We start from the raw sequence: 23,945 nt of genomic DNA on the forward strand, positions 1-23,945 counted from the left end.
CGTTTAGGGGCGCAAGCCTTCGCGGCGACCGTAGTTCAATTGGTTAGAGCGCCGGCTTGTGATGCCGGAAGTTGCGGGTTCAAGTCCCGTCGGTCGCCCCATTATTTCCCGGCCATTTTGCTGGCCACGGCGCCGGCCCCCTTCAGAGCCGTGTCCCCCAATATCCTCGCCGATCTGGGTGGCCGGGTTCGAAGACTCGGTCCGGTTCCGCATTTGTCGGACCGAAGGACGAGCATGACGAGCTGGGGTTTTCCTGATTTCGACGCGCATGAGGGCGTGCATCTGTTCACCGATCCCGCATCGGGTTTGCAGGCCGTCATCGCGGTGCATTCCACCCATCTGGGCCCGGCGGCCGGTGGCGCGCGCTTCTGGAACTATGCCACCCCGGCACTCGCCATCACCGACGCGCTGCGCCTGTCGCGCGGCATGAGCTACAAGAACGCCATGGCCGGCCTGGCGCTGGGCGGCGGCAAGGGCGTGGTGCTGGCGGCCAAGCAGGGTGACGTCATCACCACGGCGCAGCTCGAAGCCTTTGGTCGCGCGGTCGAGTCGCTGGGCGGTCGTTATGTCACCGCCGAGGATGTCGGCATGTCCGAAGAGCGCATGAAGGTCATCGCGACCCAGACCCGCTATGTCTCCGGCCTGCCGGTCGCGAGCGGCGCGGCGGGCGGCGATCCCGGCCCGTACACCGCGCACGGCGTCTATCTGGGCGTCAAGGCGGCGGCGAAGCGTGGGCTGGGTGCCACCGACATGAAGGGCGTGCGGGTCGCTATCCAGGGCGTCGGCTCGGTAGGCGGCGGTCTGGCCAAGCTGCTGGCGAAGGACGGCGCGATCCTGACCATCGCCGATGTCAACCAGCCGCGTGCCGAAGCGATGGCGGCGGAACTGGGCGCTAGCGTCGCCTCGGCCGACGAGATCCTGTTCGCCGATGTCGATCTGGTCAGCCCCAACGCGCTGGGCGCGGTGCTGACCGCCGATTCGATCCAGCGGCTGAAGGCCAAGGTCGTCGCGGGCGGCGCGAACAATCAGCTCGCGACCCGCGAGGACGGCGCGCGCGTGGCGGAAGCGGGCATCCTCTATGCCCCCGATTACGTCATCAACGCGGGTGGTATCATCAATGTCGGCCTGGAATATCTGGGCCAGGGCGATGAGGCCGAGGTGATGGCGCGCATCGCCAAGATCCCCGAGCGGCTGGAGCAGGTCTGGCAGCGTTCGTCCGAAACCGGCCATCCGGCCTCGGACGTGGCGGACGAAATCGCGCAGGGCCTGATCGGCCGCTGACCATTATTCCTCTCCTGCAAGGGGAGGTGGCAGTCCGCAGGACTGACGGAGGGGTGTCTCGATAAGCGATGACACCCCTCCACCACCGCTTCGCGGCGGTCCCCCTCCCCTCGCAGGGGAGGAAGTCGATCACACCCATCGAGATTCCCGCGCCGAAACCCGGTTGACGAACCGGCTTCCTACGCCCATTTGCCAATCGGACCAAATCCATCCGATTGGGAGATCATGCGCCTTTCCAGCCTAGCCGATTATGCGGTCGTGATGATGTCCGCCGCCGCGCGCGAAGGTGCCGGTGGGCGGAGCAATGCGACCTTGCTGGCCGGGCAGACGGGCGTGCCGCTGCCCACCGCGCAGAAGCTGGTCAGCCGTCTGGCGTCCGCGGGCCTGATCGAGAGCACGCGCGGCACCGGCGGGGGCATCCGCCTCGCCCGCGACGCCGATGCGATCAGCCTGGCCGACATCATCGAGGCGGTGGACGGGCCGATCGCGCTGACCGCCTGTGTCGACGGTGCCGCGCATGACTGTGGCCTTGAAATGCAATGTCGCGTTCGTCCGCATTGGCATGTCGTCAATCAGGCGGTACGCGCCGCCTTTTCCGGGGTGACGCTTGCGACGCTCGCCGCCGATCCTGTTGAATCGCAAGTGATGGGCGTGTCGCCACGTCCGGGGGTATTCGCCTGATGGCCACGAAGAATGCAGAGGCGCTCGCCGCCGCCAACAAGAAATATGAGTGGGGCTTCGCCACCGAGATCGAGCAGGACTTCGCGCCCAAGGGGCTGAGCGAGGATACGGTCCGCTATATCTCGGCGAAGAAGGGCGAGCCCGAATGGATGCTCGACTGGCGGCTGAAGGCATTTCGCCTGTGGCAGACGCTCGAGACGCCGGACTGGGCCAAGCTGAACATCCCGCCGATCGACTATCAGGACGCCTATTACTACGCCGAGCCTAAGACGAAGAAGACGATCGCGTCGCTGGACGAACTCGATCCCGAAATCCGGCGGACCTATGAGAAGCTGGGCATTCCGATCGCCGAGCAGGAAGTGCTGGCGGGCGTCGAGGGCGCGCGCAAGGTCGCGGTGGATGCGGTGTTCGACTCGGTGTCGGTCGCGACGACCTTCCGCAAGGAACTGGAAGCGGCGGGCGTGATCTTCCGCTCGATCTCCGAGGCGGTCCGCGAATATCCCGAGCTGGTGAAGAAGTGGCTCGGCAAGGTCGTGCCACAGCGGGACAATTATTTCGCGACGCTCAACTCGGCGGTCTTTTCGGACGGGACGTTCGTCTACATTCCCGAGGGCGTCCGGTGCCCGATGGAGCTGTCCACCTATTTCCGCATCAACGCGGAGAATACCGGCCAGTTCGAGCGCACGCTGATCGTCGCGGACAAGGGGGCCTATGTCTCCTATCTCGAAGGCTGCACCGCACCGATGCGCGACGAGAACCAGTTGCACGCTGCCGTCGTCGAACTGGTCGCGCTGGACGATGCCGAGATCAAATATTCGACCGTCCAGAACTGGTATCCGGGCGACGAGAATGGCGTCGGCGGCATCTACAATTTCGTCACCAAGCGCGCGCTGTGCCAGGGCAAGAACAGCAAGGTGTCGTGGACGCAGGTCGAAACCGGCTCGGCGGTGACGTGGAAATATCCGAGCTGCGTGCTGGCGGGCGATGGCTCGGTGGGTGAGTTCTACTCGGTCGCCGTCACCAACAATCGCCAGCAGGCCGATACCGGCACCAAGATGATCCATCTCGGCAAGAACACCCGTTCGACCATCGTGTCGAAGGGGATTTCGGCCGGGCGCTCGGACAACACCTATCGCGGCCTCGTTCGCGTGGCGGCGACCGCCGAGAATGTCCGCAACTTCACCCAGTGCGACAGCCTGTTGCTGGGCGACCAGTGCGGCGCGCATACCGTGCCCTATATCGAGGTGAAGAACCCCAGCGCGCAAATCGAGCATGAGGCGACGACCAGCAAGATCAGCGAGGACCAGCTCTTCTACGCGATGAGCCGTGGCTTGGACCAGGAAGCGGCCGTCGCGCTGATCGTCAACGGCTTCGCGCGCGAGGTGTTGCAGCAACTCCCGATGGAGTTCGCGGTCGAGGCGCAGAAGTTGTTGGGGATTTCGCTGGAGGGTTCGGTTGGATAGCCCATTCTTCTTTGAAGGAACGAAATATCGGTCGCGGGGCAATGAGGCATCTCATTTCCATTGGATGGAACGGATTGCCTGCATACGCAGTGTGAAAGGCGTCGGGCGCCGTGTCTTTATGGACATTGACCGATCCACCGTCACGGCGACCGATCTTGAAGAATTAAATGCCATTTATCACCGTTACGGCGGCGATCTTACCCAACTTACAGCGCTTTCAGAGGGCGGTCATGCTCAAGATTGAAAACCTCCACGCCGAGATTGACGGCAAGCCGATCCTCAAGGGCCTGACGCTCGAGGTGAAAGCGGGCGAAGTCCATGCGATCATGGGCCCCAACGGCGCGGGCAAGTCGACGCTCGGCTATGTGCTGGGTGGGCGTCCGGGTTACGAAGTGACCGAGGGTTCGGTGACGTTCGACGGCGTCGACCTGCTCGAACTGGAGCCGAACGAGCGTGCCGCCGCCGGGCTGTTCCTGGGCTTCCAGTACCCGGTCGAAATCCCCGGCGTGTCGAACGTTCAGTTCCTGCGCGAGAGCCTGAACGCCCAGCGTGCCCAGCGTGAGGAAGCGCCGCTGTCGGGCGGCGAATTCCTGAAGCTGGCCCGCGCGCAGGCCGATGGGCTGGGGCTGAACCAGGACATGCTGAAGCGTCCGGTCAATGTCGGCTTCTCGGGCGGCGAGAAGAAGCGCAACGAGATGGTCCAGATGGGCATCCTGAACCCCAAGTTCGCGATCCTGGACGAAACCGACTCCGGCCTCGACATCGACGCGCTGCGCATCGTCGGCGACGGCATCAACCGGATCATGCGCGCGCCCGACAAGGCGGTGCTGCTGATCACCCACTATCAGCGGCTGCTCGACTATGTGCAGCCCGACCGGGTCCATGTGCTGGCCGATGGCCGCATCGTGCGCTCGGGCGGCCCCGAACTCGCGCTTGAACTGGAGCGTGAGGGCTATGCGGGCGTCGAGGGAGCGGCGGCGTGACGACCACGCTGGAACTCCCCTCGACCCGCGAGGAGGCCTGGCGCTGGGCCGATATCGACGCGCTTCGCCGCGCGGCGGAGAGCGAACGGGCGGTGCCGGTCGCCGGGGCGGACCGCTTCCTCGATCTGTCGGGTGCGCGGTTGTTGTTCGTTGACGGCGTGCTGGATGAAAGCGCCAGCACTCTCGGCCCGGTTAACCTGACCCAGATTGACGCCAGTGACCATCCGCTCGGGCGCCAAGCGCTGGGGCGTGGCTGGTCGCTGCGGCTGGATCGCGATGCGGTCGCCGATCCGGTTCAGATCGTCCATGTCGCCAGCGGCGCGGTCAATCATCTGCCCGCCGAGATCGTGCTGGCCGAGGATGCGGCGGCGCAGGTCTATGAGACCTATGTCGGTCGCGGCTGGAGCAACCGGCTGACGCGGGTGAAGCTGGCGGCGTCGGCGCGGCTGATGCGCGCGGTACGGTTGTTGCAGGACGATGGTTTCGTCTCGCTGCGCGAGGAAGCCGAACTGGGCGAGGGCGCGAGCCTGACCGCGACCTTCCTGGCGGCTGGCAATATGGGCACGCGGATCGACGGCGGCATCACCCAGACCGGCGACGGCGCCTATGCCGAGTTCGGCGGTGCGCTGCTGACCAAGGGTGAATTGAAGCAGGAATGCGCGGTGGCCTTGCGCCACGCCGCGCTGAACGGCCAGAGCCACCAGCTATGGCGTGCGGTCGCCGCCGATCGTAGCCAGGCGAGCCTCGCCGCGCGGGTCGAGGTGGCGCGTCACGCGCAGAAGACCGATGGCGAGCAGTCCTTGCGCGGCCTGCTGCTCCAGCGGACGGCGACGGTCAATCTGAAGCCCGAGCTGGAAATCTTCGCCGACGATGTGAAGTGTGCGCACGGCGCGACGGTCGGCGAACTCGATGCGCGTGCGCTGTTCTACATGCAGAGCCGGGGTATCCCGCGCCCACGCGCGCAGGCGCTGCTGACCCGCGCCTTCGTCGCCGATGCGATCGACCGGATCGGCAACGAGGTGGTGCGCGAGGCCTTTGCGGCGGATGCCGATGCCTGGCTGGAGGCGGCGCTTTGACGAGCGCCGCGCCTCTCGACCGGGTGGCGGACTTTCCGGCGATCCCGGACGGCTGGGCTTATCTCGACACCGCCGCGACCGCGCAGAAGCCGCAGGCCGTCATCGACGCGATCACCCGCGCCTATGACACCAGCTATGCCACCGTGCATCGCGGCGTCTATCAGCGCTCGGCCGACATGACGCTGGCCTATGAAGCGGCGCGCGAGGCGACGGCGCGGTTCATCGGGGCGGGCTCGCCCAGTGAGATCGTCTTCACGCGCGGCGCGACCGAGGGGATCAATCTCGTCGCTGAGTGCTGGGCGGCGACCAACCTCAAGGCGGGCGACCGTATCCTGTTGTCGATGCTGGAGCATCACTCCAACATCGTGCCGTGGCAGATGGTCGCCGAGCGGCTGGGCGTCGCGATCGACGTGCTGCCGCTGACCCATGACCACCGCATCGACCTGGATGCGATGGAGCGCATGCTGACGCCTGCGCACAAGCTGGTGTCGCTGGGCCATGTGTCGAACGTGCTGGGCTCGGTGCTGGATGGCCGCCGTGCTGCCGATCTGGCGCATGGCGTCGGTGCGAAGATCCTGCTCGACGGGTGCCAGGCGGTGCCGCGCATCGCGGTCGACGTCGCCGCGCTCGATTGCGATTTCTACGTTTTCTCGGGCCACAAGCTCTACGGCCCGACCGGCATCGGCGTGCTGTGGGCGCCCCCCGAATTGCTGGAGGCCATGCCCCCCTATCAGGGCGGCGGGTCGATGATCGATCGCGTCACGTTCGAGAAGACCACCTATGCCCCGCCGCCCGGCCGGTTCGAGGCGGGGACGCCGCATATCGTCGGCGCGCTGGGGCTCCATGCCGCGATCGACTATGTGACCAGCATCGGCCTGGACGCGATCCATGCGCATGAGGCGGCCTTGGTCGCGCAGGCGCGCGAGGGGCTGTCGGCGATCAATTCGGTGCGGCTGCTGGGGCCGGAGGACTCCGCCGGAATCGTCAGTTTCGCGGTCGAGGGGGTTCATCCCCACGACATCGGCACCATATTGGACGAGAGCCGGGTGGCGATCCGCGCAGGGCATCACTGCGCCCAGCCGCTGATGGAGGCGCTCGGCCTGCCCGCCACCGCACGGGCGAGTTTCGGCGTGTATAACGGATCGGATGACGTTGCGGCGCTGGTGGATGGCGTCCGGCGGGTCACGAGGATTTTCGGATGAGCGACTATAAGATCGAGGAAGTGGATAGCGTCGCACAGCCGCCCAAGGCGCGGGTGCAGGACGTGGTCGAGGCACCGGCGGCCGAAGCCGCGACGGAGCGGCAGCGCGATTATCTGTCGGGCTTCCTCTCGCAAAAGCCGAACGTCGACGATCCGACCCAGCCGGGCGGCGCGCTGTATGACGGGATCATCGACGCGCTGAAGGACATTTACGACCCGGAAATCCCGGTCAACATCTATGACCTGGGGCTGATCTACGGCGTCGAGGTGACCGAGGGCGGCCATGCGATCGTGACGATGACGCTGACCACCCCGCACTGCCCGGTCGCCGAGTCGATGCCGGGCGAGGTGGAATTGCGCGTCTCGGCGGTGCCTGGGATCGCGACGGCCGATGTCAACCTGATCTGGGATCCGCCCTGGGACCCGCAGAAGATGTCGGACGAAGCCAAGCTCGAACTGGGGATGCTCTGACCATGGCGACCACGCTCCGCCCGCGCCCTGCCGCGCTGCACCTGACGCCGTCCGCCGAGGCACGGATCGCCGACCTGATGGCGCGCGCGCCGGAGGGCGCGATCGGGGTCAAGCTGTCGACGCCGCGCCGGGGCTGTTCGGGGCTGGCCTATTCGGTCGATTATGTAAGCGAGGCCAAGGCGTTCGACGAAAAGATCGATACGCCCGGCGGCACCCTGTTCGTTGATGGCGGGTCGATCCTGTATCTGATCGGGTCGACCATGGACTGGGTGGAGGATGACTTCACCGCCGGCTTCGTGTTCCAGAATCCGAACGCCAAGGGCGCGTGCGGGTGCGGGGAAAGCTTCACGGTTTGACGTCAGCGGGGATCGCGGGCGTTCGGGCCGAACGGGGCAGGGGACTATCCGCTTTCCTCTGCTCCCGCCTCGCCGTTCGTCAGATGCGGTGCTCCAGCTTCAGGCTCGCGCCATCCCACTCGACCGCCAGGTCGCGATAGTCCGCGACCGTGGCATGCGGCGTATCCATGACATCGCGGTGTGTCTGGGTGATCACCACCACCGTCATCCCCGCGGCCTCGGCCGCCGCGATTCCCGCCGGGGCATCCTCGAACGCCAGGCAATTTTCTGGTGCGATGCCCAGCCGCTGCGCACCGAGCAGGAAGCCGTCCGGCGCGGGCTTGCTCCGCTCCGTATCCTCCGCCGTCACGAACACGCCGGGCAGCGGCAGTCCCGCCGCCCTTAGCCGCACTTCCGCGAGCCGTCTCGGCGCGGAGGTGACGATCGCCCAGCGATCCGTCGGCAGCGCGCCCAGAAAGGCCGCCGCGCCGTCGATCGGATCGATATCATCCAGATCCAGCATCTCCGCCTCGGTCAGCGCATGTGCTTCCGCGACCGGATCGACGCCGGGAAGGTTCAGCCGCCGGATCGTCTCGACCGACTGCACGCCGTGGATGGTCGGCAGGAACGCTTCGACATCCAGCCCATGCCGCTCCGCCCAGGCGGCCCAGGCGCGCTCGGCCGAGGCGATCGAAGTCAGGATCGTCCCGTCCATGTCGAACAGGAAGCCGCCAAAGGCGCGGCTCGGCAGGGCTTTGGTCATCGGCACTCCGGGATGAGGGATCCCCGCCGCGCGATCGGCGGCGGGGGAAGGCGGGTCAGTTGGCCTGGAAGACGCCGCACGCGATGCGGCCGCCGCTATTGCCGCTCGGATCGGTCTTCAGGTCGTCCGCGCCCGCATGGATCACGATCGCTGAGCCGTCCGTATCGAGCAGCCCCGCCAGGGTCGCGCCCGGCAGAACGATGCCCAGCGTACCCCGACCGTCATTGCCGACCGTCATGTTGGGCATGTCGCCCTCATGCGGGCCTTGCGGGTTCATGCTGCCATGCTGGCGCTGGGTGGGGTTCCAATGGCCGCCCGCCGTCGTGAAATCGGGCGCGTCGCAGCGGCCGACCGTGTGGATATGGACGCCGTGCATGCCCGCGGGCACGTTCATCGCATCCAGTGTGATGCGCAGGCCGCCCGCCACTTCGGTCGCGGTGGCGCGGCCCGCGTCGACTCCGGTTCCGGTGTGCAGGGTCGCGGTCGCACTGGCACCGCCCGGCGTCGGGGCGCCCGTCTCCATTCTGTTCTGTTCACAGGCGAGCAGCCCGAGCGACAGCGTACCGATGGTCAGCAGCGTGAGGTATTTCATGTCGGAAAGCTCCCTGATCGAACGAGATGATGATCGCGTGCCGGTTTCTACCGGTCGATATGTCCTGTCGATGGGTGTGCCCTATCGATCGGTGTTCAGGGGCCAACGCATCACGGGTTCATAGGATGCGCCACCATGCCCCAGATGGCTTTGGTAGAGAAGCAGATGCTCCATCATGAAGGGCTCGCTGGCAAGCCCCGCATGGACGGCGCGCCAGGCGTCGATCTCGGCCATGTTCCCGGCGCTGCGGGACAGGCGCGCCAGCGTGATATGCGGCCGATAGGCGCGGCGTTCGGGCGGCAGCCCGGCGCGGACGCAGGCCTGGTCGACCTTGCGGTGGAGATGCGCCAGCGTGTCATGGGGCGTCACATCGGCCCAGAGCGTGTCGATCCGCCCGCGCGTGTCGAACGCGCCGACGCCCGCGATCTGGACGGCGGGGGCGGGGGCATGGACCTGGGCCAGCGCGGCGGCGACATCCTCGGCCTGTGGTCGGTCGACCTCGCCGATGAAGCGCAGGGTTAGATGCAGTTGCTCGTCATCCTGCCAGCGGGCGAGGGGGATGCCGTCCATGGCATCGGTCAGCAGGTCGCGAATGGCGGGGGGCGGGCGGAGGGCGACGAATAAACGGAGCATGACAAAATGTTTCTATCGCACGGAGGCGGGAAACGGGAACGGCTTTGGCTTGAAAAGCGTCGGCAGGAGAGCGATATTTCGGTCAACCGGCATGTGGCCGGCCAAAGGAGCAATAGTTCACCATGGCAAACTGGTCTGATCCACGGCCGAGCGCCGCGCCGTTCGGTACCACAGCCACCACGGGCTCGACCGCCTATGATGCGGGTCTGCGTTCGTACATGCTGTCCGTCTATAACTATATGACGTCGGGCGTGCTGCTGACGGGTATCGTCGCGCTGCTCTTCGCATGGGGCGGGCGCGACAGCATGGCCGCGCAGGTCTTCCTGAACGGCGGGCCGCTCAAATATGTCATCATGTTCGCGCCTTTGGGCTTCGTGTTCGCGCTGAGCATGGGCGTCAACCGCATGAAGACCTCGACAATGCAGATGCTCTTCTGGGCATTCGCGGTCGTCATGGGTCTGTCGCTGTCGACCATCTTCCTGGTCTATAGCGGTGCGTCGATCGCTGGCGCGTTCTTCGCGACGGCGGCGGGCTTTGCGGCGCTCAGCCTCTATGGCTACACCACCAAGCGCGACCTGTCGGCCTTCGGCACCTTCCTGATCGTTGGTCTGGTCGGCCTGATCGTCGCCAGCCTGATCAACGTCTTCCTCCAGTCGGGCACGATGGCGCTGGTCATCAGCTTCGTCGGCGTGCTGCTGTTCGCGGGCCTGACCGCCTATGACACGCAGCGGACCAAGGAGATGTATTATCAGGTTCGCGGCACGGGCATGCAGGACCGGGTGGTCATCATGTCGGCGCTGAGCCTGTATCTCGACTTCATCAACATGTTCCTGTTCATCCTGCGTCTGTTCGGCTCCAGCCGCGACTGACGCCCGGAAACGGGTCCAGGCATTACCCAAGGGGTCCGGCGGATCGTCCGCCGGGCCCTTTTTTCTGGTGAAGGGATGACGGCATGCGCCTGTCGATCGAAGTGTCGCTCGACTATACCATGGCCCAACCGGCCGATGTCCTGCTGCAGATCGAGGCGGCGGATATGGCCGATCAGCGTCTGGAGCATCAGTCGCTGACCATCTGGTCCGATCATCGGGTGGCGGCCGTGCCGGGCGAGGACGGCATCGGGCAGCGTTGCTGGGTCCGCGCCGACCACGCACTGATCGCGCGTTACGAGGCGGTGGTTGTGGTCGATCGGCCGGCCCTGATGCTTGAACCGTTGCCCGCGACGCCCGCCCGTGCGCTGGACGGGTCGCTGATCCCCTATCTGCTGCCCAGCCGCTATTGCCAGTCGGACAGGTTGGAAGGCTTTGTGCGACAACGGTTCGCTGGACTTTCGGGCGGTGCGATGGCGACCGCGCTGACCGACTGGGTGGCGACCCGACTGACCTATCGCAGCGGCGCGTCGCAGGGCGATACGACCGCGCTCGACACCTTTGCCAGCCGGATGGGCGTGTGCCGCGACTATGCGCATCTGCTGGTCGCGCTGGCGCGTGCGGCCGAAATTCCGGCGCGTTGCGTCTCCGCCTATGCACCCGGCGTCGATCCGCCCGATTTCCATGCGGTGGCCGAGTTGTGGCTGGACGGCACATGGCATCTGGTCGACGCCACCGGCATGGCGCGCGCGGACGAAATCGTGCGGGTCGGCGTGGGGCGCGACGCGACCGACATCGCCTTCATGACCGTGTTCGGCGATGCACAGCTTTGCGATCAGAAGGTTAGCGTTCGCCGTCTGGACTGAACGGGGCAGGAACGCTGTGCGTCATGGCTCGTTGATCCTGTTCACTGCAGATGGGGAAGTGCCATGAACGACAGCATCGACGATCGCGCGCTGGACAGCGTTTCGGTCGCACCCGGCGGCGACAAGGCCGAACAGGGCAATCGCCCGCGCCCGCCCGAGCAGGATGCGGGACAAGACCCGGACATTCGGGAGGAACTGGCCCGTAACCCGGATGATGTCGACGCACAGCTCGACGAGAGCCTCGACGAATCGATGGATGCCAGCGACCCGCCTTCCAACACCCAGCCGGGACGTGACGGCCCGGCCGAATCCTCGGGCTATCGCGAGGAGGATCGCTGATCCCCGGCGTCCGGCGAACCGGCCGGACGGAGCAGGGCGGTGCGGCGCGCGACATGACCGCGCGCCGTTGCCGCCAAACTTCTGGAAAATAACATTCGCCTACATTTTTGAGACGGTTGCTTACGTCATGAACGGTTCGTCGCAATCCATGTTGCGGTGCGGCGGATTTCATGATCGTCTGTCGATCGACCTGTTCAGCATTGTGTTAACCAAAAGAGCGCATGATGATCGGGCAATTTCGATGGGCGGGGTTAGCATATGGGATCTAGGAACAGACCGGCCGAAGGCGCGATGACACTGGCCGAAATGAAGGAGTTCGCAGGGTTCGCCGCTTCGACGCAGCGTTATATCCGCCGCTCCCTCGATATCGGGCTGGACCGCGAGGACGCGATGGCGCGTTGGTCGCGTGACGTGGTCGAGGCGGCGAGCATCCGGGCGCAAGCGCGTCTCTATCGCAACCTCGCCGAGATCCGGCACCATATCCCGGTCGACAGCGGCCTGGAATCGCTGGAGCCGTTCATGACCCCCTTCGTGATGATCGCGGCCTTCGACCTGGGGCAGGGGCGGTTGACCAGCTTTTCCGCCTTCCGCTTCCTGTATGAACGGCTGGTCGGGGCCGAGGTGCGGCCCTGGTTGCCATCGGTCTTCTGCGCCGCGGCGGCACTGCCGCATCTCCATCCAGAGCTGCGTCGCCAGTTGCTGCAGTCGATCAGCGAGGCGGCGGCGACCGCTTCCGGCTGGTCCAGCCGCCAGCCGGCCTTCTTCCCGCACTGGGTCGAAAAGGTCGACACCAACGGCACGTCGCTCGCCAACTGACTGCTGGCGGTGGCGGATCACGGTCCGTCACCGTCGGGCCGTCACCGTCGGGCCTATCGACAGGCACGCCAGCCCATCGGGCCGCGATAGGCCTGGTCCAGGTGGAAATGGTCGGCATGGGCGGCATTGTAATCGGGCGACAGGGTCGTCGCGAACAATCCGCAGGCATCGTCGCGCACGCGGTGCAGGAAGCGCCCGACCGCACCGTCATCGTCCCAGTCGCGCACCACGATGATCCGCCGCCCGTCGCCCAGGCGGAAGCCGGCGATATCGACCGCATTGGCGCTGGCATGTTCGGACCAGTCGCTGGAACTCCGCCCGCTGATCCGACGGCAATTATAGCTGCCCAGATGGGCGATCGCGACGACCTCCGTGCCCAGCAGTTCGCGCGCGGCGGGCTGGACGCTGTTCCATTCCCATAGCGCCAGCGAGGCTGCGACCGGACAGGACATGCCCAGCGAGGCGGGGCGGTAAGCCAGGCCCCGTGCTCCACCGGGCAGGAATCGCACCACATCGTCATAACCGCATTGCGGCCCGTCCCGCCGGTCGGGAAGCCGGTTGTAGCGGATGCCCGCCCGGTCGAGCAGGGCGAGGCAGGCGCCGCGATCCTGCGTCAATGCGGTCAGCTTGCGCCCCGTGAACATCCCCACCGGCTGCCCCAGGTCGAGCGGCGTCCAGGGCACGTCCTGCGGTCGCTGTCGCGCCAGGCTCCAGAGCAGCAGCGCCGCCATGGCCAGTCCGGCGAGTACGACCAGCGCAGTCGTCCATCGCCGGAGCGCGCGCATCACCCGCGCTCCACCTTGGTCACGGGTTCGGATGTAATCGGAAAGCCCAGATCGTCGGGGATACAGATCGATGGCACGCCGTCACGCTCCGCCAAAAAGGGAATGATCCGCCGCACCGGCCATGCGCGGGCATCGGCGGCGGCAGAGGCGAAATCCCGGTAGAGCGCCAAACGTTCCAACGTGCGGCGGGTGGGGAAGATGATCCGCATTGCCCCCGCGTCGGCGCGGGCGAGCGCTTCGGCGGCGGAGAGCCATTCGGCCCGCACCGTCTCGCCGCCGTCGATACACGGAGCCGACGCCCCCCGATCGATCGCCGCGAGATAGAAGCGCGCGTCGAACCGTCGCACCGGAGCATGTTCCGGGCACCAGCGGGCAAAAGGCGTCAGCGCGTCGAGGTCGAGATGCCGACCCGTCTCCGCGAGCAGCGCGGCGAACGGTCGGCCCTGCCGCAATCCGTCGCGGAGGAAGGTGAGCGCGCCCCGATCGGGGGCGGGGAAGAGGCCCACGGCCAATCCCACTTCCTCGATCGTCTCGCGAATGGCGGCGATGCGGGCGGCGCTTTCCTCCGCGTCGGGATCGATGGGGGCGACCAGCGCCCGATCCTGCGGATCGACGCGTCCGCCGGGAAACACCATCGCGCCGCCGAGAAAGGCCAGCGCGGCCCCGCGTTCGATCATCAGGATTTCGGGCGGATCGCCGGCGCCCGGGCCCTCGCGCAACAGGATCAGGGTCGCGGCGGGGATGGGGGCGGGAAGCGCGGCGTCGGTGGTCATCATGTCCCTCAACGATCGGCGCGGGCCAATGATGCTGGCGGCGGATTGATCAGTGATGGGAGGGAATTTTTCGGGGTGGTGGAGCTGAGGGGAATCGAACCCCTGACCTCTGCAGTGCGATTGCAGCGCTCTCCCATCTGAGCTACAGCCCCGCCCCGTGCCCGACTAACGTCGGGAGCGACGCCATTAGCCGGTGATCGGGGGCGACGCAACACCGCTTTGGCCGGATCGCGCAAAATTTTTCCCCGCCGCTCGGCTCCAACTTGACCCCGCGCCTCGCTCGTTCCGTCGCGCGCAGTGCCGCGGCAACGGAACAATGTCTTGATTCGTCTCATTGAAACGCTCGGAAGGCACGACCCGCCGGACGAGCGGCGTCGGCCCCCGCAGGACCGAATTTCAGGAGGTTTAGAATGGCTTACGAACGCTATTCCCGCGGTGCCAATCGTGGCGATCGCGACTTCGACTATGGCCGGGACTACGGCTCGGGGCGGGACTATACCTATTCCAGCGCACGCGATTACGAAGCGGCGGGCGCGTTCGATGATGACAGGAATGACCGCAATGACGGCCGCCGCGGCTATGGCGCGCGCGACTATGGCCATCAGGGTTATGGCCGTCAGGGCTATGGCCAGAATGACGGCTATCGCGGTGGACGCCAGCATTTCGACGGCCGCGATAATGAGGGCCGTTACGGCGAGGGTCGCTCGGGCGAATATGGCGCCTATCGCGGCAATGAGCGCGACACCTATCGTTCGGGGGACCGGGGCGATGGGCGCGAGGGCTATCGTGGCGGCTCGTCCTACGGCGATTCGGCGCGAGGCTATGGATATACCGGCGACCGCTATGGACGGGATGATCGCCAGAATCGTGGTGACTATGGCCGTCCGCAATCGGGCCGCGACTATGGCCGCCAGCCTCAGGGTTATGACTATGAGGATCGCGGCTTCTTCGCTCGCGCGGGCGATGAGGTCCGCTCCTGGTTCGGCGACGAGGAGGCGGAGCGCCGTCGTGAGGCGGATGCCCGCTACGACGAACGCTATTATGCCGCGCAGGACGAGGATTATAATAGCTGGCGCTCCGGCCAGATCGCTGCGCTTGACCGCGATTATGACGAATATCGCAACGAGAATCGCACCAAGTTCCATAATGAATTCAACACCTGGCGCACCGAGCGCCAGGGCCAGCGCGGGCTGTTGTCCAAGGTGACCGAACATCAGGAGGTGCTGGGTTCCGACGGCGAGCATGTCGGCACCGTCGACAAGGTGCGCGGCGATCGCATCCTGCTGACCAAGAATGACAAGGATGCGGGCGGCCAGCACCACTCGATCCCGTCGCGCTGGCTGAAGTCGGTCGAGGACAAGGTCACGCTGACCAAGACCGCCGAAGAGGCCAAGGCCCAGTGGCGCGAAGAGGAAAACGCCCGTGCGATGTTCGGCGATCGGACCAGCGACGCCGGTTCGAACCGCTATGGCCAGACCACGCAATATGGCCAGTCCGGCAATTACGACCGGACCGGGACCACGGGTCAGGGCACGACCGGAACCAGCGCCAGCAGCGCCACGAACGGGACGGCAACGACCGACACGAACCGCAATTACTAACAAGAAAAGTCACCAGTCGGTGACGTTCTTCGGGGGCTCGGGTGGAATTCACCCGGGCCCCTGCCCATTTGCGGGGACGAACGGAAAAAGGAAATTATGATGAAAGCCTGGACACTTGCCGCGCGACCCGAGGGGTTGCCGCAGAGCGAGCATTTCGCGCTGGTGGAACAGCCGCTGCCCGAACTCGACGAGGGGCAGGTGCGGGTGGTCAATCGCTGGCTGTCGGTCGATCCCTATATGCGCGGGCGGATGAACGACGTAAAAAGCTATGTCCCGCCGTTTCAGCTCGGCGAACCGATGCAGGGCGGGGCGATCGGCGAAGTGGTCGAGAGCCGGGCGGACGCGATCCCCGTCGGCACGCTGGTCAGCCACATGGCGGGCTGGCGCGACGAGGCGGTGCTGCCGGCACAGCATGTCCAGCCGCTGCCCGAGCTTGGCGTCGATCCCCAGGCGTTTCTGGGCCAGTTCGGCATGCCGGGAATGACCGCCTATTATGGCCTGCTACAGATCGCCGAGGCGAAGGCGGGCGATACCGTGTTCGTCTCCGCGGCGGCCGGGGCGGTCGGATCGACGGTGGTGCAGATCGCCAAGGCGAAGGGCATGACGGTCATCGGGTCCGCGGGCGGCGCGGAGAAATGCGCCTGGGTTCGAGAACTCGGGGCGGACGCGGTGATCGACTACAAGGCCGGACGCTCGGTGGTCGAGGCGCTGGGCGAGGTCGCGCCGGAGGGGATCGACGTCTATTTCGACAATGTCGGTGGGGATCATCTGGACGCGGCGCTGGCCCATGCGCGGCTGCACGCGCGGTTCGCCATTTGCGGGATGATCGACGTCTATAACGACGCCAAGCCGACCAGCCTGAAATATCTCGCCCGGCTGATCGGCAATCGCGTGCGGATCCAGGGCTTCATCATCGCCGACTTCAAGGACCATTCGGGCTTTTACCGCGACATGGCGACGATGCTGCGCGAGGGGACGCTGAAGCGCGAGGAGACGGTGTTCGAGGGACTCGAGCGGACGCCGGAGGCTTTCCTGGCGCTGTTCTCCGGTGGCAACAAGGGCAAGATGCTGGTCAGGCTGTAAGCGGGTGGATCAGGCCCCGGTCCTGTGGCCGGGGCCTTTGCCGGTCGGGCGTCAGATCGCGCCCGAGAAGGTATTGCACTGGGCGGGGTCGCCCGTTTCCATGCCCCGGCGCAGCCAGCGCATCCGTTGTTCGGAGGTGCCATGGGTGAAGCTGTCGGGCACCACCCGCCCGGTCGCCTCGCGCTGGAGCGTGTCGTCGCCGATCGCACGGGCGGCGGTCATGCCTTCCTCGACATCGCCCGGTTCCAGCCGGTCGCGGTTCTTCGCCGCCCAGACGCCCGCATAGCAATCCGCCTGCAATTCCAGCCGCACCGACAGGGCGTTGCCCTCGGCCTCGCCCGCCGTCTGCTGCGCGCGACGAACCTGATCCGAGGTGCCGAGCAGCGTCTGGATATGGTGGCCGAACTCATGCGCGACGACATAGTAGCGGGCGAAATCCCCCTTCGCCTTGAAGCGGTTTTCGAGTTCGTTGAAGAAGCTGGTGTCGAGATAGATGTTGCGGTCGGTCGGGCAATAGAAGGGCCCCATCGCCGATTGCGCCGCGCCGCAACCCGACTGCGCCGCCCGACTGAAGAAGCGGATGCCCGGCGGATCGAAACGCTGGCCGGACTCGGCGAAGATGCGTTCCCAGGTGTTCTGCGCATTGCTGAACGCGCGGCAGGTTTCCCGGCGCTCGGGCGAGGCCTCGCAGACCTGTCGCACGCTTGCGCCCGATGACGATCCGGCCGAGCGGGTCACGGGCGCATTGCTGCCCCCGCCGTTCAACAGCCCCATGGGGTTGGCGCCCAGCACCGCCAGGATGATGAGGACGACGATGATCCCGCCGCAGCCGAAGCGGCTGCCGATCAGCGGAAGCAGGCCGAACAGCAATCCGCCGCCGCCGCCACCACCAAAGCCTCCCGACCCCTGCGCCTCGCCGACATTGATGTCGTCGTCATAATCGTCGAGCCGCATGATGCCATTCCCCTTCGTTCCTGTCCCTGTATCGGACTCTATAACCGGCTTGTCATGCGTTGAACCCCCGGAACCGACGGCGGTTGCACCGGGGGGCGTCCGGCCGCATGGTGCGGACGGACCAAGGGAGGATTGCATGTTCCTGAAGGGCAAGACGGCGGTGATTTCGGGCTCCACCTCGGGCATCGGCCTCGCTTATGCCAGGGCGCTGGCGGCCGAGGGCGCGGCGGTGGTGCTGAACGGCTTCGGCGATCGCCAGGAGATCGAGGCGAACCGCGTCGCGCTGGAGGAGCTGAGCGGCGCGGCGGCGCTCTACGACGCGGCCGACATGACCCGGCCGGATCAGATCGAGGCGATGATCGCGCGCGCGGTCCAGGAAACCGGATCGTGCGATATCGTCATCAACAATGCCGGTATCCAGCATGTCGCGCCGATCACCGAATTTCCCGTCGAGAAATGGGATGCGATCATCGCGATCAACCTGTCCTCGGCCTGGCACCTGATGCGTGCGGCCATCCCGCATATGCGCGCCAAGGGCTGGGGCCGGATCATCACCACCGCCTCCGCCCACAGCCTGGTCGCCAGCCCCAACAAATCGGCCTATGTCGCGGCGAAGCACGGCGTCGTCGGCATCACCAAGACGGTGGCGCTGGAGGTGGCGACCGATGGTATCACCGCCAATTGCATCTCGCCCGGCTATGTCTGGACGCCTTTGGTCGAGAACCAGATCCCCGACACGATGAAGGCGCGTGGTCTCACCCGCGAGCAGGTGATCGAGGACGTGCTGCTGAAGGCGCAACCGACCAAGGAGTTCGTGACCGTCGAGCAGGTCGCGGCCCTGGCGCTGTTCCTCTGCCGGGACGAGGCGAAGGCGATCACCGGCGCGAATCTGTCGGTCGATGGTGGGTGGACGGCGCAGTGAGAGGAGCGGCCAGCGGGAGGGCGAGGCGTCGCGTCGTGGCGGCCATCGGGCTGGCGGTCGCGTTGACGGCGCCCGCCGTCGCGCAGCGGCTGGCGGACGCCAATGACTGGCGCCGCGCGGCGACGGAGGATGATCGCGTCCGTCTGCGCGGCTGGCGTACCGCCTGGGTCAAGGGGATCGCGCAGGCACGCAGCGGCGGCGCGGCGGCGGATGTCGCGGCGCTGGGCCCGCTGGCCGATCCCGATCATTCGATCGCGGGACCGACCCTTCCCGATGGTGATTATCGGTGCCGGACGATCAAGCTGGGGTCGCAGGGGCGCGCCGTGCTCACCTATGTCGCCTATCCCTTTTTCCGGTGCCGCGTATCGGAAGGCGGCGTTCGGCTGGTCAAGCTGGACGGGTCGCAGCGGCTGGCCGGGCGGCTCTATCCCGATACCGACGCGCGCAGCATCTTCCTGGGCACGTTGATCCTGGGCGACGAGGAGCGGTCCTATGCCTATGGCCGTGACCGGGCGCGCGACATGGCGGGGGTGCTGGAACGGGTCGACGCCAGGAGGTGGCGGATCGCCTTTCCCTATCCCGCTTATGAATCGGTGGTCGACATACTCGAACTGGTGCCCGCCACCGGCTGAGTAACGGGTGGCATCGGTGCGGTCGTCGTCTTGGCCGTCAGGGGCGGAAGCGAGGCCAGATACGCCTTGCCATGCTGTCCGATGACGGTCACCCGCCCCGGATTGGCCTGCGCCACGGCCTTCAGGAAGGAGCGGGGCTTCTTCATCAATAGCGGTTGTTCTAGCCCGACCAGCCCGATCCGTCGGGCCGCCTCCTGCACGAAATGCACGCAATTGCGGTTGTTGAGATTGTACCGCGCGTCGCCCGTCTTCTCGTCCCAGGCGGCGACCAGCGCCAGGATGTCGGCATATTGCGCATCGGTCATCACATAGGAAAACTGCGCGTCGCTGGTCGCGATGTAGAAGGGCTTGGAGATGTCCAGCCGCCCTTTGACCGTTCCCATCAGCAATGCGGGTGAGATCGACTTGGCGGTGAAGCCGTAATTGGCGTCGACCGGCGGACCGCCCGCATCGGGCACGCCGCGAAGCGAGAAGAAGCTATGGGGAAAGCTGTTCCCCAGTTCATGGCTCCAGAAGGTGATGGTCACGGCCGCCTGCGCAGGCAGCGCAAATCCCAGCCAGACGATGACGCCGATCGCAGGTCGCATGAACATGGTCAGGAGTGCCCCTATGATGGAGGACGCGGCACCGTCGAGGCCGCATTTTCGCGCTTTTCCGGTCGGATATAAATGGATGACAGATGCGGCACCGCGCGGCGCAGTTCGTCCTCCAGCGCTTCGATCATCGTCTCCGCCGCGCCCATCGGCACGCTGTCGACAAAATCCGCGCTGATCGCGGCGAAGATGCTGTCGGGTGCGGTGTGGATGGTGCGGACATGGTTGACATGGGCGATCCATGGCTGTGCCGCGACGATCGATCGGATCGTCTCGACCACCTTCGGATCGGCCCGTTCGCCAATCAGCAGGCCCTTGGCCTCGCGCGCCAGCAAGATGGCGACCAGCCCCAGTACCAACCCGATCAGTATAGAGGCGACGCCATCGATCCGGGGATCATTCGTGGCATGCGACAGCCAGACGCCGAGCCCGGCGATGACGAGACCGGCCAGCGCCGCCGAATCCTCGAACAGGACGATGAAACCGGCCGGATCCTTGGATTCGTGGATCGCCTGCCACCAGCCGCCATCGCCCTTGACGCGGGCGAACTCGCGCATCGCGATCGTCCAGGATGCGCCTTCCAGCGCAAAGGCGACGGCGAGCACGATGTAATTGACCGTCGGATCGCGCAGCGGTTCGGGATCGATGATGTGCAGCCAGCCTTCGTAGATCGAGATGCCCGCCCCCAGCGCGAAGATCAGGATCGCGACGACGAACGCCCAGAAATAGAGTTCGCGTCCATAGCCGAAGGGGTGGACCGCATCCGGTCCGCGCCGCGCGCGCTTCTGTCCATGGAGCAGCAGGATCTGGTTGCCGCTGTCGACGACCGAGTGCACTCCCTCGGTCAGCATCGATGACGATCCGGTGATCCCGGCGGCGACGAACTTGGCGACCGCAATCCCCAGATTGGCGGCAAGCGCGCCATACAGGACGATGTTCTCGCGAATGCGCGCGGTCAGGCCGGTGTCGGGCATGCGCGATTAAGCGTGTGATGGGGCGGCTTGTTCCCCATGTACGACAGACCCCGCCGACAGCCAGCCGGCGGGGTCGCTTCCTTCCCCAAGGAAGAGGGGGCGGGGGTGGTGCCCCCGTTATTGCCCCGTTCGGCCTGGACAGGCCAAGCGGCGGCCCTCGATCAGGACGCGATCCGGCCCAATCGGTGGTAGAGATGCGCGAACTTGATCGAGCGGGGATCGTCGGCGACGCGCTTGACGTGTTCGGCGACGGCTTCCTTCATCAGGGCGAAGTCCTCGGTGGAGAAGACGGCGCGGCTGCGTTGGGGTTCGGTCGGCATGGCAGGGTCTCCTTTCGTGATGCGGTGATCAGGCGGCCTTCTCGAACTGGGCGGCCTCGGTGGATTCGGCGAGCGCGGTGGTCGAACTGTCGCCGCCCGCCACGGTTTGCGCGATCAGGTCGAAATAGCCCGTGCCCACCTCGCGCTGATGGCGGGTCGCGGTATAGCCGTGCGGCTCGGCGGCGAACTCGGCCTGTTGCAGTTCCGAATAGGCCGCCATGCCGCGGTCGCGATAGCCGCGCGCCAGCTCGAACATCCCGTAATTGAGCTGGTGGAACCCGGCGAGCGTGACGAACTGGAACTTGTATCCCATCGCGCCGATCTCGCGCTGGAACCGGGCGATGTCGTCGCGATCCAGATTCTTCTCCCAATTGAAGCTGGGCGAGCAATTATAGGCGAGCATCTTGTCGGGATGTTCGCGCTTGATCGCCTCGGCGAAGCGGCGGGCATCTGCCAGGTTGGGCTTCGACGTCTCCCACCACAACAGGTCGGCATGGGCCGCGAAGGACAGGCCGCGCTTGATGCAGTGGTCGACGCCCGTTCCGGGCCTGAGGCGGAAAAAGCCTTCCGCCGTCCGCTCGCCGGTCAGGAACTCGGCATCGCGCTCGTCCACGTCGGAGGTGATCAGCCGCGCGCTTTCCGCGTCGGTCCGCGCGCAGATGACGGTCGGAACCCCCGCCACGTCCGCCGCGAGCCGCGCCGCATCCAGATTGCGGATATGCGCCGCCGTCGGGATCAGCACCTTGCCACCCAGATGGCCGCATTTCTTCTCGGACGCCAACTGGTCCTCGAAGTGCACGCCCGCGGCGCCCGCCGCGATATAGGCCTTCATGATCTCGTGGCAGTTGAGCGGGCCGCCGAACCCGGCCTCCGCATCGGCGATGATGGGGGCGAACCAGTCGCGGGTCACGGCCCCCTCGGCATGTTCGATCTGGTCGGCGCGGGCCAGCGTCGCGTTGATCCGCCGCGCCAGGTCCGGCCCGGCATTGGCGGGGTAGAGCGACTGGTCGGGATACATCTGCCCCGCCGTGTTGGCGTCCGCCGCGACCTGCCAGCCCGACAGATAAATGGCCTTCAGCCCGGCGCGGACCATCTGCATCGCCTGGTTGCCCGACAGCGCGCCCAGCGCATGGACATAATCCTCGCTCTTCAGCAGCTCCCACAGCTTCAGCGCGCCGCGCCGGGCCAGCGTATGCTCGACCGCGATCGATCCGCGCAGCCGTGCGACATCGGCCGGTCCATAGGGGCGGGTGATCCCGTCGAACCGCCCGGCCGGGGCCGGTATGAGGTCGGTGAAGCTGTATGCCATCGCATGATCCTTTACAAAATCGCCTTGTATGGATGACAGGATGCGCAGTTTTCCCTCGTCTCGACAGGGTTACAGGCCGTTTGCCGCGTCGTCAGGTACGCTTCGAACCAGCTTGCCTATGAAAAATTGTAAAGAATTGACAAATTTGACTGGAAGGCTCAGCGTCCCCGGCGACAAGCAAGGAGAGGACGGTGAGCGGAGCCAAGCTGATCGCGGGCCACGCCATTCGCCGGTTGCGCCGGCAACAGGGCCTGTCGCAGGCGGCCATGGCCGAGATGCTCGACATCTCGCCCAGCTATCTCAACCTGATCGAGCGCAACCAGCGCCCGGTTTCGGCCGCGCTGCTGGTCCGGCTGGTCGAGACGTTCGACTTCGATCCACGCGCCCTGACCGCCGATGCACCGGGCGGCGGCGCGGCGGCGATGCGACGGCGGTTGGCCGATCCGATGTTCGCCGATCTGGAGATCGACCGCACCGAACTGGAGGAATGGCTCGCCGCCGCGCCGGGCGGGGCGGAGGCTTTCGCGCGCGCCTTCGACCGCTGGGCCGGGCAGGGCGGGGGAGCGTCCGACATCCCCGCCAGCGTCGACCCGACCGCGCTCGTGCGGCGGGAGATCGAGCGGTGGCGCAACCATTTCCCCGATCTGGACGCGATGGCGGAGACGCTGGCGGATGAACTGCGCCTGGGGGCGGGCGATCTGTACGGGGCGCTGGCCGAGCGGCTGCGCGTGCGCCACGCGCTGTCGATCCGCATCCTGCCGGTCGACATCCTGCCCGATATGCTCGTCCGACTCGACCTGCATGCCCGTCAGCTCCAGCTCTCCGAAATGCTGGAGACGCCCGCGCGCGGCTTTGCGCTGGGGGTGCATATGGCACCGCTGGAGGCGCGGGGCGAGATCGAGGCGCTGGTGCGCGGCGCGGCCTTTGGCGATCGCACGGCGGAGCGGCTGTTCCGTCGCCATCTGGCGCATTATTTCGCCGCCGCTCTGGTCATGCCCTATGCCCGCTTCCTGCGCGCGTGCGAGGCGACGGGTTACGATCTCGACCTGTTGCGGCGGCGCTTCGGCGTGTCGCATGAACAACTGGCGCATCGGCTGACCAGTCTGGGCCGGGTCGGGGCACGCGGGCTGCCTTTCTTCCTCCTGCGGATCGACCGGGCGGGGCAGGTGTCCAAACGTTATGCCGGGGCGGCCAACGCCGCGCTGGTCGAGGCGGAGGGGCGGTGTCCGCTCTGGGGTATCTTCTCTGCCTTCGATCGACCCGGCACGACGCTCGTGCAGAGCGTCGAGATGCCGGACGGGGCCCGTTTCCTGACCATGGCGACGGCGGTCGAGCGTGCGGGCCGTTCGACCGCAGGCGTGACGGGCCGGTTCGCGGTCGTCCTGGGGCTGGAGGCGGGTCCGGCGGCGCAGACGGCGGCGGCGCGCGGGCGCGATCCGGCACAGCAGGCGACGCCCATCGGCCCGGGATGCCGGCGCTGCTTGCGTGCCGACTGTCCGCAGCGTTCCTTGCCGCCTGCCGGTCGCGCACTGCTGGTGACCGAGCGCGAACGGCGGCTGACCCCGCTGGTCTTCGGTGGCGACTGATGATCTTCGGGCTTCACCCTTTCTAAGGACTCAACATATATCATAGG

At 66.4% G+C, this 23,945-nt stretch carries 28 protein-coding genes and 2 tRNA genes; 19 read left to right on the top strand and 11 right to left on the bottom strand.

Translation table 11 applies throughout. From position 1 onward, the window contains the following. Nucleotides 1-24: 24 nt before the first annotated feature. The 10 genes from ABDV78_RS09880 (at nt 25) to ABDV78_RS09925 (ending at nt 7,512) form a co-directional block, all read left to right on the top strand. Nucleotides 25-101 (top strand) — tRNA-His (locus tag ABDV78_RS09880). A gap of 133 nt (nt 102-234) precedes the next feature. Beyond that, nucleotides 235-1,281 (top strand): Glu/Leu/Phe/Val dehydrogenase dimerization domain-containing protein, encoded by a 1,047-nt coding sequence (locus ABDV78_RS09885; protein WP_343527233.1) that lies wholly within the window; start codon nt 235-237, stop codon nt 1,279-1,281. A 225-nt stretch (nt 1,282-1,506) separates the two neighbouring features. Further along, nucleotides 1,507-1,962, top strand: coding sequence for an SUF system Fe-S cluster assembly regulator (locus ABDV78_RS09890; RefSeq protein WP_343527234.1), 456 nt, complete (start codon nt 1,507-1,509; stop codon nt 1,960-1,962). Further along, nucleotides 1,962-3,425, top strand: a complete 1,464-nt coding sequence (gene sufB / locus ABDV78_RS09895; protein ID WP_343527235.1) for a Fe-S cluster assembly protein SufB — start codon at nt 1,962-1,964, stop codon at nt 3,423-3,425. Before ABDV78_RS09890 ends, sufB begins: the two co-directional genes overlap by 1 nt. Before the next feature lie 64 nt (nt 3,426-3,489). Continuing rightward, nucleotides 3,490-3,669 carry a hypothetical protein gene (locus ABDV78_RS09900; protein ID WP_343527236.1) on the top strand — a complete coding sequence of 60 codons (180 nt, stop codon included), beginning with the start codon at nt 3,490-3,492 and terminating at the stop codon, nt 3,667-3,669. After that, nucleotides 3,656-4,408, top strand: a complete 753-nt coding sequence (gene sufC, locus ABDV78_RS09905; protein ID WP_343527237.1) for a Fe-S cluster assembly ATPase SufC — start codon at nt 3,656-3,658, stop codon at nt 4,406-4,408. Before ABDV78_RS09900 ends, sufC begins: the two co-directional genes overlap by 14 nt. Next, nucleotides 4,405-5,484 carry a SufD family Fe-S cluster assembly protein gene (locus ABDV78_RS09910; RefSeq protein WP_343527238.1) on the top strand — a complete coding sequence of 360 codons (1,080 nt, stop codon included), beginning with the start codon at nt 4,405-4,407 and terminating at the stop codon, nt 5,482-5,484. Before sufC ends, ABDV78_RS09910 begins: the two co-directional genes overlap by 4 nt. Further along, nucleotides 5,481-6,686 carry a cysteine desulfurase gene (locus ABDV78_RS09915; RefSeq protein ID WP_343527240.1) on the top strand — a complete coding sequence of 402 codons (1,206 nt, stop codon included), beginning with the start codon at nt 5,481-5,483 and terminating at the stop codon, nt 6,684-6,686. The genes ABDV78_RS09910 and ABDV78_RS09915 overlap by 4 nt, the downstream gene beginning before the upstream one ends. After that, entirely contained in the window at nt 6,683-7,156 is a 474-nt protein-coding gene (locus ABDV78_RS09920) for an SUF system Fe-S cluster assembly protein (RefSeq protein WP_343527241.1), read from the top strand. The genes ABDV78_RS09915 and ABDV78_RS09920 overlap by 4 nt, the downstream gene beginning before the upstream one ends. Before the next feature lie 2 nt (nt 7,157-7,158). Then, nucleotides 7,159-7,512: an iron-sulfur cluster assembly accessory protein gene (locus ABDV78_RS09925; RefSeq protein WP_343527242.1), complete on the top strand. Its 354-nt coding sequence runs from the start codon at nt 7,159-7,161 to the stop codon at nt 7,510-7,512. A gap of 79 nt (nt 7,513-7,591) precedes the next feature. On the opposite strand, the gene ABDV78_RS09930 is transcribed toward ABDV78_RS09925, so the two are convergent. From ABDV78_RS09930 to thpR, 3 genes are all read right to left on the bottom strand, one after another. After that, on the bottom strand, nt 7,592-8,254 hold the full coding sequence (locus tag ABDV78_RS09930; protein WP_343527243.1) for an HAD-IA family hydrolase: 663 nt from the start codon (nt 8,252-8,254) through the stop codon (nt 7,592-7,594). A gap of 55 nt (nt 8,255-8,309) precedes the next feature. Further along, the gene (locus ABDV78_RS09935; protein WP_343527244.1) at nt 8,310-8,846 is read right to left on the bottom strand and encodes a superoxide dismutase family protein; all 537 of its coding nucleotides are present in this window, start codon (nt 8,844-8,846) and stop codon (nt 8,310-8,312) included. Nucleotides 8,847-8,927: 81 nt separating this feature from the next. Continuing rightward, nucleotides 8,928-9,479 (bottom strand): RNA 2',3'-cyclic phosphodiesterase, encoded by a 552-nt coding sequence (gene thpR, locus ABDV78_RS09940; RefSeq protein WP_343527245.1) that lies wholly within the window; start codon nt 9,477-9,479, stop codon nt 8,928-8,930. Nucleotides 9,480-9,601: 122 nt separating this feature from the next. Here thpR and ABDV78_RS09945 point away from each other — a divergent pair, with 122 nt between their 5' ends. From ABDV78_RS09945 to ABDV78_RS09960, 4 genes are all read left to right on the top strand, one after another. After that, nucleotides 9,602-10,348: a Bax inhibitor-1/YccA family protein gene (locus ABDV78_RS09945; RefSeq protein WP_343527246.1), complete on the top strand. Its 747-nt coding sequence runs from the start codon at nt 9,602-9,604 to the stop codon at nt 10,346-10,348. Between the two features lie 83 nt (nt 10,349-10,431). Continuing rightward, entirely contained in the window at nt 10,432-11,211 is a 780-nt protein-coding gene (locus tag ABDV78_RS09950) for a transglutaminase family protein (protein WP_343527247.1), read from the top strand. 63 nt (nt 11,212-11,274) lie between these two features. Beyond that, the gene (locus ABDV78_RS09955) at nt 11,275-11,550 is read left to right on the top strand and encodes a hypothetical protein (protein ID WP_343527248.1); all 276 of its coding nucleotides are present in this window, start codon (nt 11,275-11,277) and stop codon (nt 11,548-11,550) included. Nucleotides 11,551-11,808: 258 nt separating this feature from the next. After that, nucleotides 11,809-12,366, top strand: a complete 558-nt coding sequence (locus tag ABDV78_RS09960; RefSeq protein WP_343527249.1) for a hypothetical protein — start codon at nt 11,809-11,811, stop codon at nt 12,364-12,366. Between the two features lie 53 nt (nt 12,367-12,419). On the opposite strand, the gene ABDV78_RS09965 is transcribed toward ABDV78_RS09960, so the two are convergent. The 3 genes from ABDV78_RS09965 to ABDV78_RS09975 all read right to left on the bottom strand — a co-directional run bounded on the left by ABDV78_RS09965 (nt 12,420) and on the right by ABDV78_RS09975 (nt 14,076). Further along, nucleotides 12,420-13,151, bottom strand: coding sequence for an extensin family protein (locus ABDV78_RS09965; RefSeq protein ID WP_343527283.1), 732 nt, complete (start codon nt 13,149-13,151; stop codon nt 12,420-12,422). Further along, nucleotides 13,151-13,924 (bottom strand): NUDIX hydrolase, encoded by a 774-nt coding sequence (locus ABDV78_RS09970; RefSeq protein WP_343527284.1) that lies wholly within the window; start codon nt 13,922-13,924, stop codon nt 13,151-13,153. Before ABDV78_RS09970 ends, ABDV78_RS09965 begins: the two co-directional genes overlap by 1 nt. 76 nt (nt 13,925-14,000) lie before the next feature. Further along, a tRNA-Ala gene (locus ABDV78_RS09975) sits at nt 14,001-14,076 on the bottom strand. Between the two features lie 258 nt (nt 14,077-14,334). Here ABDV78_RS09975 and ABDV78_RS09980 point away from each other — a divergent pair. After that, nucleotides 14,335-15,525: a DUF2171 domain-containing protein gene (locus tag ABDV78_RS09980; RefSeq protein ID WP_343527250.1), complete on the top strand. Its 1,191-nt coding sequence runs from the start codon at nt 14,335-14,337 to the stop codon at nt 15,523-15,525. Between the two features lie 96 nt (nt 15,526-15,621). Beyond that, entirely contained in the window at nt 15,622-16,608 is a 987-nt protein-coding gene (locus tag ABDV78_RS09985) for an NADP-dependent oxidoreductase (protein WP_343527251.1), read from the top strand. A gap of 51 nt (nt 16,609-16,659) precedes the next feature. Here the strand turns inward: ABDV78_RS09985 and ABDV78_RS09990 are convergent, their stop codons facing one another. After that, nucleotides 16,660-17,562: a neutral zinc metallopeptidase gene (locus tag ABDV78_RS09990; RefSeq protein WP_343527252.1), complete on the bottom strand. Its 903-nt coding sequence runs from the start codon at nt 17,560-17,562 to the stop codon at nt 16,660-16,662. A gap of 136 nt (nt 17,563-17,698) precedes the next feature. On the opposite strand from ABDV78_RS09990, the gene ABDV78_RS09995 reads away from it, so the two are divergent. Continuing rightward, complete coding sequence (locus ABDV78_RS09995) at nt 17,699-18,484, top strand: 3-hydroxybutyrate dehydrogenase (protein WP_343527253.1); 786 nt, start codon at nt 17,699-17,701, stop codon at nt 18,482-18,484. Nucleotides 18,485-18,519: 35 nt separating this feature from the next. After that, entirely contained in the window at nt 18,520-19,116 is a 597-nt protein-coding gene (locus ABDV78_RS10000) for a DUF4893 domain-containing protein (RefSeq protein ID WP_343527254.1), read from the top strand. Here ABDV78_RS10000 and ABDV78_RS10005 read toward each other — a convergent pair. The 4 genes from ABDV78_RS10005 to aceA form a co-directional block, all read right to left on the bottom strand. Further along, on the bottom strand, nt 19,068-19,709 hold the full coding sequence (locus ABDV78_RS10005) for a hypothetical protein (protein WP_343527255.1): 642 nt from the start codon (nt 19,707-19,709) through the stop codon (nt 19,068-19,070). The genes ABDV78_RS10000 and ABDV78_RS10005 overlap by 49 nt on opposite strands. A 14-nt stretch (nt 19,710-19,723) precedes the next feature. Then, nucleotides 19,724-20,683 (bottom strand): cation diffusion facilitator family transporter, encoded by a 960-nt coding sequence (locus ABDV78_RS10010; RefSeq protein WP_343527256.1) that lies wholly within the window; start codon nt 20,681-20,683, stop codon nt 19,724-19,726. A gap of 161 nt (nt 20,684-20,844) precedes the next feature. Then, nucleotides 20,845-21,003 carry a hypothetical protein gene (locus ABDV78_RS10015; RefSeq protein ID WP_307103943.1) on the bottom strand — a complete coding sequence of 53 codons (159 nt, stop codon included), beginning with the start codon at nt 21,001-21,003 and terminating at the stop codon, nt 20,845-20,847. 28 nt (nt 21,004-21,031) lie between these two features. Next, nucleotides 21,032-22,312 (bottom strand): isocitrate lyase, encoded by a 1,281-nt coding sequence (gene aceA, locus ABDV78_RS10020; protein WP_343527257.1) that lies wholly within the window; start codon nt 22,310-22,312, stop codon nt 21,032-21,034. 191 nt (nt 22,313-22,503) lie between these two features. Here aceA and ABDV78_RS10025 point away from each other — a divergent pair, with 191 nt between their 5' ends. Beyond that, nucleotides 22,504-23,898: a short-chain fatty acyl-CoA regulator family protein gene (locus tag ABDV78_RS10025; RefSeq protein ID WP_343527258.1), complete on the top strand. Its 1,395-nt coding sequence runs from the start codon at nt 22,504-22,506 to the stop codon at nt 23,896-23,898. Nucleotides 23,899-23,945 lie beyond the last annotated feature (47 nt).

This window comes from Sphingomonas sp. (assembly GCF_039594485.1).
Lineage (GTDB): Bacteria > Pseudomonadota > Alphaproteobacteria > Sphingomonadales > Sphingomonadaceae > Sphingomonas.